Origin of the sequence: Mycobacterium paraense, assembly GCF_002101815.1 — a bacterium.
In the GTDB taxonomy this organism is placed as follows: Bacteria; Actinomycetota; Actinomycetes; order Mycobacteriales; family Mycobacteriaceae; genus Mycobacterium; species Mycobacterium paraense.
Map to the genome: position 1 here is coordinate 104,651 of NZ_LQPM01000003.1, position 11,970 is coordinate 116,620.

Here is an 11,970-nt window from a genome sequence, read left to right on the forward strand (position 1 = left end):
CCGCCCGCGGGCCGCGAAACTCCCTGTCGCCCGGCCGGGCCTCATTCCCTATGCTGAGCGAGTGCCAAACAACTATCGCGTCGTTCAGTGGACCACCGGGAACGTCGGCAAGAGCTCGCTGCAATCCATCGCGGACAACCCCACGCTCGAACTTGTGGGCTGTTATGCCTGGTCAGAGGCTAAGGCCGGCCGTGACGCCGGTGAGCTCGTCGGCATTGCGCCGCTGGGCGTGGCCGCCACCAACGACGTCGACGCGCTGCTCGCCCTGAAGCCGGACTGCGTCGTCTACAACCCGATGTGGATCGACGTGGACGAGCTGGTCCGCATCCTGTCCGCGGGCGTCAACGTGGTGACGACGGCCTCCTTCATCACTGGGACCAATCTGGGCGAGGGCCGCGACCGCATCGTCGAAGCCTGCCAGAAGGGCGGCTCGACGATGTTCGGCTCCGGCGTCAGCCCGGGCTTCGCCGAGCTGTTGGCCATCGTCTCGGCGATGGTGTGCAACAGGATCGACAAGGTCAGCGTGATCGAGGCGGCCGACACCACGTTCTACGACTCGCCGGACACCGAGAAGCCGGTGGGCTTCGGCCAGCCGATCAACCACCCGGACTTGCAGGAGATGGCCCGAAAGGGCACCGCCATTTTCGGCGAGGCCGTGCTGCTGGTGGCCGACGCGCTCGGCGTCGAGCTCGACGAGGTGCGTTGCGTGGCCGAATTCGCCCAGACCACAGCCGATCTCGAGATGGCCTCCTGGACGATCGCCGCGGGATGCGTCGCCGGCGTCTACATCAGCTGGCAGGGCATCGTCAACGGCAAGACCCTGATCGACCTCAACGTGCGGTGGCGCAAGGGGCAGACGCTCGAGCCCGATTGGAAGATCGAGCAGGATGGCTGGGTCATCCAGATCGACGGGCAGCCGACGGTGACCACCAAGGTCGGCTTCCTGCCGCCGCCGTACTTCCAGGCCGAGACCATCGCCGACTTCATGGCGCTCGGACACATCATGACGGCGTTGCCCGTCATCAACGCGATCCCGGCCGTCGTCGCCGCCCCGCCCGGCATCGTCACGTACGCCGACCTGCCGCTCACCCTTCCCCGGGGTTTCGCGAAGGTCTAACCGTCGCCCGACGCCGCCGTCGCCGTTGCCGCCCGACGCCGAGCGGGCTTGGCGTAGGTCGCGCCCAGCTGCGGCACCTCGAGCGGGCCCTGGTGGCGGGCGGCCGCGATGGCGTTGCGCAACGGGCTGGCCAAACCGGCGAACGATCCCATGTCGAACAGCAACGGCGTCAGCAGCCGGTTGTGGACGAACCCGAACGCGCTGCCGGATTCCGGGTCCGCCCAGCCGAGGGTTCCGCCCAAGCCCACGTGACCGAAACCCTTGAGCAGGCCGGGCACCGGCGACTCGTGGTAGCCCAGGTGAAATGGCATGGGCACCACCATGTTTGCGTCGGGCCACTTGCGTCGCGGTTCACCCGTCAGGCCGCGTGCCAACTGTTCGGACAGGTATTTCTTGCCGTCGATCCGGCCGCCGTTGGCCAGCACGGCGTACATCTTGGCCAGGCCGCGGCCGGTCACCACGCCGTTGGCCGCTGGCACCTCGCCGTCGAGAAATCCGGTGTCGCCCTTGATAAGCGAGATGACACCCGGGAAGTACATCGCTCCGAGCGCGCCGGAGAACGGCAGGCCCGCCAGTTTCGGCACGACGAAATTGAACACCGGGGCGCGCAGTCGGCCCTGCGGCAACAGAATCTGCGCCGGTCTCGTCGGCGACCCTTCGGGGGGACGTCCGAGGTGCAGACCGTCGGTGTTGAGCGGACGCGCGATCTCCTGGCGGATCAGCTCGCGCATGCCCTTGCCCGTCACCGCCCGGGCGATGCCGGAGAGCAGCCATCCGTAGGTGAGCGCGTGATACGCCTGCACGCCGCGCAGATGGTCGACGGGTGCGGCGGCCAGCTTCTCCTCCATCAGGAGGTGGTCCATCAGCTCCGCCTTGCTGACGCCCCGCAGGTGCGACAAACCGGATCGGTGCCGCAGGACGTCGCGGACGGTGATGTCGGCCTTGCCGTTGGCCGCGAATTCGGGCCAGTAGTCGGCGACGGGATCGTCGTAGGACAGCAGGCCCCGGTCGGCCAGGCGGTGAATCACGGTCGACGCGACGCCCTTGGTCGCCGAGAACACCATCGCGCCGGTGTCGGCGGTCCAGCGCTCGGTGCCGGCGCGGTCGGACCAGCCCGTCCAGACGTCGACGACGGGCACGCCGTCGATGTAGACGGTCAGCGCTCCCCCGCCGAACCGGCGGCCGGGGAACAGCCGCGCGAAGATCCCGATCACGTTGGCGAAGTGCGGGTCGGCGGCCCCGGACACGCCGCGTGGCAAGCCGTCGTCGGTCACCAGCAGGGCCGATCCGCGACGAGAGGCCATCACGCGAATCAAGCTATCAGCTGGGAAAAGCCCCGGACACCACTCACTCCAGGGGGTGGTCGGCCTGTTCGCCGGGCGGTTTCTCGGGAGGCTGGGCGTTCAGCCACTTTCTGAGCCGAAGCAGCTGATTGACCACCATGCCGATGCCCAGCAACATCAGCGTCGCGACGATCGCCACCACGATTGCGGTGCCCACGCACTCCATGATGACAGCCACGGCGAGCTGCAGTTTCAAGATCGCCCAACGATGGGTAGTCACAGCAGCATGAGTGGCGCAGACAAGATGAAGAACAAGATCGAGGATCTCGGCGGCCGGGCCAAGGAGGCGATCGGCCGGGCCAGCGGTGACCCCGAGACCCGGGACGAGGGCCGCGCCGATCAGGCGAAGTCGAGCCTGAAGGACGCCGGCGAAAAGGTGAAGGACGCGTTCAAGAAGTAAGTGATCGCTGACCAGCGGGTCTGCCGGTGACGGCCGACGGCCCGCTGGTCTTTCCTTGTCGATCGCCCGTCCATACCGCACTTGGCGCCGAATATGGGTAAAAGGACACGATGATGCGAAGGCCTACGAACATGCGCCGATACACGACACCCCTGGCAGCGACGGCGGTGGCGGCCGCCTTCGCGCTGTTCGGCACGCCCGCCCCCGCCGCGTCCGCGGATCCGTGTCCCGATGTCGAGGTGGTGTTCGCGCGCGGCTCGGGCGAACCACCCGGTGTCGGGGGCGTCGGCGGGTCTTTCGTCGACGCGCTGCGCGAGCAGCTCGGCACCCGATCGCTCGGCGTGTATGCGGTCAACTACCCCGCGAGCACCGACTTCTCCAACCCCGGTTTCCCGGCGACCGTCATCGACGGCATCCGCGACGCCGGTACCCACATCGAGTCGATGGCGAAAAACTGCCCGAACACCAAGGAAGTGCTGGGCGGGTATTCGCAGGGCGCCGCGGTGGCCGGTTTCACCACCTCGGCCGCCGTGCCGGCGGGCGTACCGGCTTCCGCGGTGCCCCCGCCGATGCCACCGGAGATCGCGAACCACGTCGCGGCGGTCACGCTGTTCGGGACGCCGTCGGGCCCGTGGCTGCAGAAGTACGGCGCACCGGTGATCACCATCGGCCCGCTGTATCAGCCCAAGACGCTGGAGTTGTGCGCGCCGGGCGACGGGATCTGCGGTGACGGCAACGACGCCTTCGCGCATATGTCCTATCCGCTGAACGGGATGACGGCCCAAGCCGCGACCTACGCCGCAAGCCATTTGTAGCGCCGTGCAGAATCGCACCATGCACGTTCTGGTCACGGGCGGGACGGGATTCGTGGGCGGGTGGACCGCCAAGGCAATCGCCGACGCCGGGCACTCCATCCGGTTCCTGGTGCGCAACCCCGATCGGCTGCACACCTCGGTGGCCAAGCTGGGCGTCGACGTCTCGGACTTCGCCGTCGGGGACATCACCGATCGCGTGTCGGTGCGGGAGGCCCTGCGCGGCTGCGACGCCGTCGTGCACAGCGCCGCCCTGGTGGCCGTCGACCCCCGGCAGACCAACGAGATGCTGACCACGAACATGCAGGGCGCGCAGAACGTCCTCGGCCAGTCAGTCGAGCTGGGCCTGGACCCGATCATTCACGTGTCCAGCTTCACCGCGCTGTTTCATCCGGGCTTGGAGACGCTGACCGCGGACCTGCCGGTCGTCGGCGGGGCGGACGGATACGGCACGTCCAAGGCGCAGGTCGAAATCTATGCGCGCGGACTGCAGGACGCCGGCGCGCCGGTGAACATCACCTATCCCGGCATGGTGCTCGGCCCGCCGGTCGGAAACCAGTTCGGCGAGGCCGGCGAGGGCGTCAAGGCGGCGGTGCAGATGCACGCGATCCCGGGGCGCAGCGCGGCCTGGTTGATCGTCGACGCCCGCGACCTGGCCGCGTTGCATGCGGCGCTCCTGGAGCCCGGGCGCGGGCCGCGCCGCTACACCGCGGGCGGGCATCGCGTCCCCGCGGCCGAGCTCGCGACGATGCTCGGCGAGGTCGCCGGGACCCCGATGGTCGCGGTTCCCATCCCGGACACCGCGCTGCGCGTGGCCGGGGCCGTCATGGACCGGGCGGGCCGGTTCCTGCCGTTCGACACGCCTTTCACATCCGCGGGCATGCAGTACTACACGCAGATGCCGGCGTCGGATGATTCGCCCAGCGAGCGGGAACTCGGCATCACCTATCGCGACCCGAAGGAAACCGTCGCCGACACCTTCGCGGCCCTGCGGGCCGCGGACAGCTGAACCGTGAAAGTGCAACTACGGGCGCCCGCTCTCGGGACACGTGTTGCCAGTTGCACTTTCGCGGGGGCGCGAGGACGATCCGAAGGATGAAGTCCGTCACCTGCACCAACGCGAAGCTCGAAGTGGTCGACACGCCGACCCCCACCCCGGCGAAGGGCCAGCTGCTGATCGAGGTCCTCAGGTGCGGCATCTGCGGGTCGGACCTGCATGCGCGCCACCACTGCGACGAACTCGCCGACGTGATGGTCGAATCGGGGTACGACGCGTTCATGCGGTCGAATCAGTCGGTCGTTTTCGGGCACGAATTCTGTGGCGAGGTAGTCGATTACGGCCCCGGCACACGCAAGGCCCCGCGGCCCGGAACGCGTGTTGTCGCCCTGCCGCTGCTGCGCCGCGGCAAGGAGGTGCACGGCATCGGCCTGTCGACGATGGCGCCGGGCGCCTATGCCGAGCAACTCCTCGTCGAGCAGTCGCTGGCCATTCCCGTGCCCAACGGGCTGACCCCCGAGGTGGCCGCCCTCACCGAGCCGATGGCCGTCGGCTGGCACGCGGTCCGGCGCGGCGAGGTCGGAAAGGGTGACGTCGCCATCGTGATCGGTTGCGGGCCAATCGGTCTCGCGGTGATCTGCATGCTCAAGGCGCACGGCGTGCGCACCGTGGTCGCCAGCGACTTCGCACCGGGTCGGCGCGCGCTGGCCACCGCCTGCGGGGCCGACGTCGTCGTCGATCCCGCGCAGGACTCGCCCTACACGACGGACGCGAGCCGTAAACACTTGAAGGGCGTCGTCGAGGCGTTCGACTTGGCGGTCGGCACGATCGAGAAGCTGCAGCGCCTGCGGCTGCCCTGGTGGCACATCTGGCGCGCCGCCGAGGCCGCCGGCGCCGCGACGCCCAAGCACCCCGTCATCTTCGAATGCGTCGGTGTCCCAGGGATTATCGACGGCATCATCGCGAGCGCGCCGCTGTTCTCGCGCGTCGTCGTGGTCGGGGTCTGCATGGGCTCGGACCAGCTCCGGCCGGCGATGGCGATCAACAAGGAGATCGACCTTCGGTTCGTGCTCGGCTACACCCCGCCGGAGTTCCGCGACACGCTGCACATGCTGGCCGACGGCAAGGTCAACGTCGCGCCACTGATCACCGGGACGGTCGGGCTGGGCGGCGTCGAGGCCGCGTTCGACGCGCTCGGCGATCCCGAGGCGCACGCGAAGATCCTCATCGACCCCCGCAGCGACGCTATTCAGCCGGCGTGATCTCCAGCCCCACGTGCACCTTGTCGATGCCGCCCCGCACGATCGAGTGGGCGTAGAACCACCACGCGTGGTACCAGTACCGCTTCAGCACGGCGTTGTAGACCCGCCGAGTCTCGGACTTCGGCAGTACCCGGGCGATCCCTTCGACCGGTTCGCTCTTGGGCTTGCCCAGCGCCGCGCTGCGGGCGATCGTCACCCGGGGCGTGTTCTTGATCCGCCTGACCTTCCACGACCCGTCATCGGTGATGACCAGCAGCTTGTCGCCGTCCGGCACTCCCCAGATCGGTGTCGGCTTGGGACGGCCGTCCTTGGTGAACGTGGTCAACAGTAGGTACTTGGACGAGATGACGTCCTGGAAGCGGAGAGGCACGGCAGAACAGTTCCCCGCGGGCGCGACTTCCTAACCCTCAGGTGTTGCGCCCGCCGTTGACGCCGAGGATCTGGCCGGTGATGTAGCCGGCCTCCTCGGAGGCGAAGAACGCGCACGCGGCGGCGATGTCCTCCGGCCTGCCCACCCGGCGCACCGGCGTGCGCGCGATGTGGTCCTCCACCGTGCCGCCCAGCAGCTGCCGGCGCTCGGCGGCGCGCAGCATCGGCGTGTCGATGAACCCCGGCGGAACCGCGTTCACGGTAATTCCGCTCGGCCCGTATTCGAGGGCCAGCGATTTCGTGAGGCCGTTCACCGCGGACTTGGCCGCCACGTAGTGGGCCATGAACGGCTGCCCCGAATGCGTGCTGGACGACGAAATGTTGACGATGCGGCCCCAACCCGCCTCGACCATGTCGGGCAGGGCGGCCTGAATCGTGTGGAACACGCCGTTGAGGTTGACGTCGATCACCTTCGACCATTCCTCGAAGGACATGCCCAGGAATTTCTTGAAGCCTTCGACGCCGGCCGCGTTGACCAGCACCAGGATCGGGCCGAGCGCGTCCCGGATCGCCGACATGGCGGCTTCGACCTGCGCGCGATCGGTCACGTCCGCGACGTAGCCGAACCCGTCGTCGGTGGGCGACAGGTCGATGACCGCCACCCGAAATCCGTCGCTGCGCAATCGCTCCGCGACGGCCCGGCCGATCCCGGACGCGCCGCCGGTCACCACCGCAGTCTTCACGCGCACCCACCTTCCTGAGCGACCGCCCAGCATCGGGCTTGACACTGCCTATCACCCCCGCGCGACGAGGGTCAAGTGCGGCCGCTCCGGTTGCGGCGGGCGGTTGATTTTTGGCGATCGCCCAATTTAGGGTCCGTTGATGGCCAGGGAGTCCACCACGCGGGACATGCTGATCGACGCGACGAGTCGAATCATGGTCGAGGAGGGTTACGCCGCGGCCACATCGCGGCGGGTCGCCGCCGAAGCCGGGGTCAAACCGGCGTTGGTGCACTACTACTTCCCGACGATGGACGAGCTGTATCTGGACGTCTTCCGCCGGGGCGCCGCCACCTACCTGGAACGCCAGCGCGAGGCGCTGGCCTCCGAGAAGCCCCTGCACGCCTTCTGGGAGACGCTCGTCGAACCCAAGGACGCCCGGCTGCTGCTGGAGTTCATGGGGCTTGCCAACCACCGCAAGGAGATCCGGGCGGAGATCTCCGCGTGGCAGGACCGGTGGCGGGAGATGCAGATCACCGCGCTCAACTTCATCGTCCGCGAGCACGGCCTGGACACAAGCGAATTCCCGCCCGCGGGCATCGCGGTGGTCATCGCCGCGGTCGGGCGCACCCTGATCCTCGAGCAGACGCTCGGCACCAAGGGCGGCCATGACGAGGCCGTCGCGCTGGTCAACCGGTTCCTGGACCGGTTCGAGATGCCGACCAAGCGGCGGGATTGACCCGACCTAGGGCAGCACTAGGGCAGCACGACCCGCAGGTGCTCCCAGCCGCGGACCGTCGACGTTGACGCCAATTGCGCCGTGTCGTAATCGATGTCCCACTCCGGCCAGCGGTTGAGGATCTCGTCGAGGGCGACGCGACCCTCGAGCCGAGCCAGGTTGGCCCCGAGGCAGTAATGCACGCCCTTGCCGAAGGTGATGTGCGAGATGTTGTCGCGGCGGATGTTGAACGTATCGGGGTCGGCATAGCGACGGTGGTCGCGATTGGCCGCGCCGAACAGCAGCAGCATGGCGCTGCCGGCGGGAACCGTCCTGCCGTAGCACTCGAAATCCTTTGCCATCCAACGGGCGACGTGGGGTCCGGTGGGTTCGAACCGCAGCGTCTCGTCGACGGTCCGGGTCAGCAGCGACCGGTCTTGGTAGACCTCGCGCCGCTGATCCGGGTGCTCGGCGAGCACCTTGGCCAGCCAGCCGATCAGCCGTCCGGTGGTCTCGTTTCCGGCGCCCGCGACCACCTGGGTGTAATGCAGCACCTCTTTGCGCGTCAGCTTTCGGTGCACCCCGTTGTCGTCGTCGAACTCGACGTTGAGCAGCTGGGTCATCAGGTCGTCGGAGGGGTTCTTGGACCGCCATTCGACGTAGTCGGCGTAGATGCGGCCGTCGGCGATGGAGTCGGCGTCGGCGACCTTCATCGGTGTGCCCGGCTTGGTGCGCAGGTTGGCGTCATTGGCGTCGCGGACCGAAACCTGTTCGGACTCGGGGATTCCCAGCAGCATCCCGATCACCCGCATCGGCATCATCGACGCGAGTTCGGCGATGATGTCGAAGCCCCCCGACCCGACGAGCGGATCGAGGCACCGCACGCAGTACCGGCGGATCTGGTCTTCGAGCTCGGCCATCCGGCGCGGGGTGAACACCCGCGACATCAGGCCGCGGAGCCTGGTGTGCTCGGGCGGATCCTGGAACATCATCACGCCGCCGGGCATGTCGAATTTCGACTGAATCAACTCGAGGATGTCGCTGCGGCGATTGGAGAACACCTCCCAGTTGGCCAAGGCGCGCTCGACGTCGGAATGCCTTGATATGGCCCAGAAGTCGTACCGCTCGTTGTAGTAGAGCGGCGCCTCTTCGCGCAGCCGCGCATAGGTCGGATACGGGTCGGCGATGATGCCGGTGTCGTAGGGGTCGTAGTAGACGTCGGTGTCGCTGGTGACGGTCATCGATGTTTCCTTACTACTTCAGGCAGCTGCCGGCATCCACGGGCAGCGCGACGCCGGTGATGTAGCGCGCTTCGTCGGAGGCCAGAAACAGCACGGCGTTGGTGATGTCTTCGGGGGTCACCCACGGGATCGGCAGGTAGTGGAAGGTCTGGCACACCGGCGCGAGGTCGTCCGGACCGGGGTTCTCCAGCTCCGGCCGGAAGGCGCGATAGGTGGCCTCGTTCATCAGCAGCGGCGAGTTCACGTGCGTCGGAAGGACGGCGTTGACCCTGATCATGCGCTGGCCCAATTCGACCGCAAACGAACGCATCAGCCCGATCACGCCGTGCTTGGCCGCCACGTAGTGACCCATGTGGGAATAGGCCTTCAAGCCGGCCACCGAGGACGTCAGGACGATGGAGCCGCCGCGGCCGCCGTCGAGGATGTGCGGAACGCCGGCCTTCACCGTCTTCCAGACACCGCTGAGGTTGACGTCGATCATCTCCTGCCACAGCGACTCGTCGGTCTTGTGCAGCTTTCCCGCCATCGTCCCGATGCCGGCGTTCGCGACGATCACGTCCAGGCGCCCCAGCTGTTCGACCCCGCTGTCGACGGCTGCCCGCAACGCGTCGAAATCGCGAACATCGACCTCGGCGGTGACGACGCGGCCGCCGGCGTTTTTCACCAGGCCCGCGGTCTCGTCGAGGTCTTCGGGCGTCGCGCCGTCGGCCGGCGAAGCCTCGAACTTCCGGCAGATGTCGACGGCGATGATGTCGGCGCCCTCCTGCGCGAGCCGTACGACGTGACTCCTGCCCTGCCCGCGCGCGGCGCCGGTCACGAACGCGACCTTGCCGTCCATCCGGCCCATTGCCACCTCGATCCCGATTTTTGGGCGATCGCCCAAATTTGGGCGCACGCCATATGTAGCAGCACCGGGAGGCGCTAGTCAAGGGCGCAGCGCGGCATCGATCAGCGTCGCCGCGGCGGCCCGGGCGTGGACCACGGGCGCGGTGTCGTTCAGCGACGTCGCCATCGCCGCGGCGCCCTCGAACAGCACGGCCAGTTGCTGGCCGAGCTGATGCGGATCGGCGGCACCGGCCTGCTCCGCCACGGCGATGAGGCGGCGGGTGAATTCCTGCTTGTGCGCGCGCACGATCTCGTCCGCGCTCCGCAGGGCTCCGGCGGATTCCACGGCCGCATTGTGAAACGGGCAGCCGCGCAACACTTCTCGAGGCTGCATTTCGAAGATCGCCAAGAGCCGCTCGCGCGGGGACATGGCGGCGTCCTCCAGCCGCCGCTCGTTGGGCGAGCCGCCGCGGGACTGAAAGCCGCGCAGGTAGCTGTCCACGAGGTCGTTCTTGCTGGCGAAGTGCTGATAGAGCGTGCGCTTGGAGACGTTGGCCTCTTGGGCGATGAGTTCGACGCCGGTCGCGTGGATTCCGTTGCGGTAGAAGAGCCGCTCCGCGGCGCGCTCGATGCGCTCGCGGGCCCCGCGCCCGCCCGTCGGGCGCATCGAGGTTGTGGCGTCGTTCACATTTTGATCATACACCGATCGGTTTACAAAGCGTGAAAGCAGCGCTAAGTTCGGATGCGTTGGGTAAACCGATCGGTTTTGAAGGCGGGCGCATGGAGATTGCGGCGGGCTGGGGCGTCGAGCAGTCGCGACTGGTCACCTGGCGCGACCCGGTCACAACGCAGGCCGCGGCCGCGTCGATGTCCGGCCTTGCGTACTGGCAGGCGGTCGCCGACGGGCAGCTGCCGCCCTCACCGATCGCCGAGCTGCTGCGGATGCGCCTCGAGGACGTGCAAAACGGCCGCATCGAGTTTTCCTGCGCACCGGATGCGTCGATGTACAACCCGCTGGGCGTGGTGCATGGCGGCGCGGTGTGCACCCTGCTGGATACCGCGGCCGCCTGTGCGATGCAGACCACCCTGCCCGAGGGCGTCGGCTATACGTCGGTCGAAATCAAGGTCAACTACCTCAGAGCGGTGACCACGGGCAGCGGAATCCTGACCGCGGTCGGAACCGTGGTGAAAGCGGGATCCCGGATCGGGTTCGCCGAAGCGGAAGTCACCGACGCGTCGGGCAAGCTCGTGGCGACCGCGACCAGCACTCTGCTGGTCTTCGATTTACCAAGTAACGCAAAGCCTCCCAGCACCAACGGAAACCATTCCTGAAAGGACCTGCCATGCCATCCGTTCTGATCACCGGAGCCAGCCGCGGCATCGGCCGCGCCATCGCCGCCGAGTTCGCCCATCGCGGGCATCGCGTCGTGGCCACCGCCCGTGACCCGCGCACGCTCGCCGACCTCGACGTCAGCGAGCGGCTGGCACTCGACGTCACTGACGATGCGAGCGTGGCGGCCGCAGTCGCGGCCGCCGGCCAGATCGACGTCCTTATCTCCAACGCCGCTGAGATCGTGTACGCCTCGGTGGAGGCCACCCCGCTGGCCGAGCTGCAGCGCCTGCTCAACCTCAACACCGTCGGCGCCATCCGCGTCGCCCAGGCGGTCCTGCCGCAGATGCGCGCCCGCGGCGACGGGAAGCTGATGTTCATGTCCAGCGTCGTCGGGCGGGTCGTGCTGCCACCCGGCGCGGCGTACGCGTCGACGAAATGGGCGCTGGAAGCCCTGGTTGAGGCGCTCGCCATCGAGGTCGCACCGTTCGGTGTCCAGGCCGCCCTGCTGGAACCCGGCGCCGTGAGCTCCGGCGCCCTCGACGACGTGACCACCTACACGCTGCCCGGCGACCCGTACGCCGCGATTCTTGCCGGCGGCGGCGCGCGCGCCGGGATCATCACCCCGGAGCAGGTCGCCGCCGAGGTTGCCGACGCCGCCGAGAAGCCGCAACTTGCGCTGCGTATTCCCATCGGTGACGCCGCCCGCGCGTTGCTGGCGGCCCGTCGCGCCGCGCCCGATGACGTCCCTTTCATCCCGTCGGCCTATTTCGCGTAGCCGGCCCGCGGGCGACGCGGCCCACCGTTATGGATCTGTGAAGATTAATCACACCGGTG

At 68.1% G+C, this 11,970-nt stretch carries 15 protein-coding genes; 8 read left to right on the plus strand and 7 right to left on the minus strand.

Annotated features, from left to right (window positions below):
* Window positions 1-61: 61 nt before the first annotated feature.
* Window positions 62-1,117 carry an NAD(P)H-dependent amine dehydrogenase family protein gene (locus AWB89_RS01675; protein ID WP_085095017.1) on the plus strand — a complete coding sequence of 352 codons (1,056 nt, stop codon included), beginning with the start codon at window positions 62-64 and terminating at the stop codon, window positions 1,115-1,117.
* Here AWB89_RS01675 and lipL read toward each other — a convergent pair.
* Both lipL and AWB89_RS27235 read right to left on the minus strand, forming a co-directional pair.
* Window positions 1,114-2,421 (minus strand): esterase/beta-lactamase LipL, encoded by a 1,308-nt coding sequence (gene lipL / locus AWB89_RS01680; protein ID WP_085171284.1) that lies wholly within the window; start codon window positions 2,419-2,421, stop codon window positions 1,114-1,116. The genes AWB89_RS01675 and lipL overlap by 4 nt on opposite strands.
* 43 nt (window positions 2,422-2,464) lie before the next feature.
* Window positions 2,465-2,617, minus strand: coding sequence for a hypothetical protein (locus tag AWB89_RS27235; RefSeq protein ID WP_162293290.1), 153 nt, complete (start codon window positions 2,615-2,617; stop codon window positions 2,465-2,467).
* Window positions 2,618-2,686: 69 nt separating this feature from the next.
* Between AWB89_RS27235 and AWB89_RS01690 the strand changes: the two genes are divergently transcribed.
* The 4 genes from AWB89_RS01690 to AWB89_RS01705 all read left to right on the plus strand — a co-directional run bounded on the left by AWB89_RS01690 (window position 2,687) and on the right by AWB89_RS01705 (window position 5,931).
* On the plus strand, window positions 2,687-2,860 hold the full coding sequence (locus AWB89_RS01690) for a CsbD family protein (RefSeq protein ID WP_085095025.1): 174 nt from the start codon (window positions 2,687-2,689) through the stop codon (window positions 2,858-2,860).
* 113 nt (window positions 2,861-2,973) lie between these two features.
* A complete protein-coding gene (locus AWB89_RS01695) occupies window positions 2,974-3,675 on the plus strand; it encodes a cutinase family protein (protein ID WP_085171372.1) in 702 nt (233 codons plus the stop codon).
* A gap of 19 nt (window positions 3,676-3,694) precedes the next feature.
* On the plus strand, window positions 3,695-4,681 hold the full coding sequence (locus tag AWB89_RS01700; RefSeq protein WP_085171285.1) for an SDR family NAD(P)-dependent oxidoreductase: 987 nt from the start codon (window positions 3,695-3,697) through the stop codon (window positions 4,679-4,681).
* Window positions 4,682-4,767: 86 nt separating this feature from the next.
* Window positions 4,768-5,931, plus strand: coding sequence for a zinc-binding dehydrogenase (locus tag AWB89_RS01705; protein ID WP_085171286.1), 1,164 nt, complete (start codon window positions 4,768-4,770; stop codon window positions 5,929-5,931).
* On the opposite strand, the gene AWB89_RS01710 is transcribed toward AWB89_RS01705, so the two are convergent.
* Window positions 5,915-6,301 (minus strand): PPOX class F420-dependent oxidoreductase, encoded by a 387-nt coding sequence (locus tag AWB89_RS01710; protein ID WP_085171287.1) that lies wholly within the window; start codon window positions 6,299-6,301, stop codon window positions 5,915-5,917. The genes AWB89_RS01705 and AWB89_RS01710 overlap by 17 nt on opposite strands.
* Before the next feature lie 37 nt (window positions 6,302-6,338).
* The gene (locus tag AWB89_RS01715; protein ID WP_085171288.1) at window positions 6,339-7,043 is read right to left on the minus strand and encodes an SDR family NAD(P)-dependent oxidoreductase; all 705 of its coding nucleotides are present in this window, start codon (window positions 7,041-7,043) and stop codon (window positions 6,339-6,341) included.
* Between the two features lie 166 nt (window positions 7,044-7,209).
* Here AWB89_RS01715 and AWB89_RS01720 point away from each other — a divergent pair, with 166 nt between their 5' ends.
* Entirely contained in the window at window positions 7,210-7,758 is a 549-nt protein-coding gene (locus AWB89_RS01720; protein ID WP_142282420.1) for a TetR/AcrR family transcriptional regulator, read from the plus strand.
* A gap of 17 nt (window positions 7,759-7,775) precedes the next feature.
* On the opposite strand, the gene AWB89_RS01725 is transcribed toward AWB89_RS01720, so the two are convergent.
* From AWB89_RS01725 to AWB89_RS01735, 3 genes are all read right to left on the minus strand, one after another.
* Window positions 7,776-8,978: a cytochrome P450 gene (locus AWB89_RS01725; protein ID WP_085171290.1), complete on the minus strand. Its 1,203-nt coding sequence runs from the start codon at window positions 8,976-8,978 to the stop codon at window positions 7,776-7,778.
* 13 nt (window positions 8,979-8,991) lie between these two features.
* Window positions 8,992-9,825 carry a mycofactocin-coupled SDR family oxidoreductase gene (locus AWB89_RS01730; protein ID WP_085171291.1) on the minus strand — a complete coding sequence of 278 codons (834 nt, stop codon included), beginning with the start codon at window positions 9,823-9,825 and terminating at the stop codon, window positions 8,992-8,994.
* A gap of 78 nt (window positions 9,826-9,903) precedes the next feature.
* Window positions 9,904-10,470 (minus strand): TetR/AcrR family transcriptional regulator, encoded by a 567-nt coding sequence (locus AWB89_RS01735; RefSeq protein ID WP_085171373.1) that lies wholly within the window; start codon window positions 10,468-10,470, stop codon window positions 9,904-9,906.
* A gap of 113 nt (window positions 10,471-10,583) precedes the next feature.
* On the opposite strand from AWB89_RS01735, the gene AWB89_RS01740 reads away from it, so the two are divergent.
* Window positions 10,584-11,135, plus strand: coding sequence for a PaaI family thioesterase (locus AWB89_RS01740; RefSeq protein WP_085171292.1), 552 nt, complete (start codon window positions 10,584-10,586; stop codon window positions 11,133-11,135).
* An 11-nt stretch (window positions 11,136-11,146) separates the two neighbouring features.
* Window positions 11,147-11,911 (plus strand): SDR family NAD(P)-dependent oxidoreductase, encoded by a 765-nt coding sequence (locus tag AWB89_RS01745; protein ID WP_085171293.1) that lies wholly within the window; start codon window positions 11,147-11,149, stop codon window positions 11,909-11,911.
* Window positions 11,912-11,970: the final 59 nt, after the last annotated feature.

Coding starts and splice junctions, on each gene's coding strand:
- lipL (WP_085171284.1), bottom strand. CDS start 2,421: ATGGCCTCTCGTCGCGGATCGGCCCTGCTGGTGACCGACGACGGCTTG.
- AWB89_RS01690 (WP_085095025.1), top strand. CDS start 2,687: ATGAGTGGCGCAGACAAGATGAAGAACAAGATCGAGGATCTCGGCGGC.
- AWB89_RS01695 (WP_085171372.1), top strand. CDS start 2,974: ATGCGAAGGCCTACGAACATGCGCCGATACACGACACCCCTGGCAGCG.
- AWB89_RS01700 (WP_085171285.1), top strand. CDS start 3,695: ATGCACGTTCTGGTCACGGGCGGGACGGGATTCGTGGGCGGGTGGACC.
- AWB89_RS01705 (WP_085171286.1), top strand. CDS start 4,768: ATGAAGTCCGTCACCTGCACCAACGCGAAGCTCGAAGTGGTCGACACG.
- AWB89_RS01720 (WP_142282420.1), top strand. CDS start 7,210: ATGCTGATCGACGCGACGAGTCGAATCATGGTCGAGGAGGGTTACGCC.
- AWB89_RS01725 (WP_085171290.1), bottom strand. CDS start 8,978: ATGACCGTCACCAGCGACACCGACGTCTACTACGACCCCTACGACACC.
- AWB89_RS01730 (WP_085171291.1), bottom strand. CDS start 9,825: ATGGGCCGGATGGACGGCAAGGTCGCGTTCGTGACCGGCGCCGCGCGC.
- AWB89_RS01735 (WP_085171373.1), bottom strand. CDS start 10,470: ATGCGCCCGACGGGCGGGCGCGGGGCCCGCGAGCGCATCGAGCGCGCC.
- AWB89_RS01740 (WP_085171292.1), top strand. CDS start 10,584: ATGGAGATTGCGGCGGGCTGGGGCGTCGAGCAGTCGCGACTGGTCACC.
- AWB89_RS01745 (WP_085171293.1), top strand. CDS start 11,147: ATGCCATCCGTTCTGATCACCGGAGCCAGCCGCGGCATCGGCCGCGCC.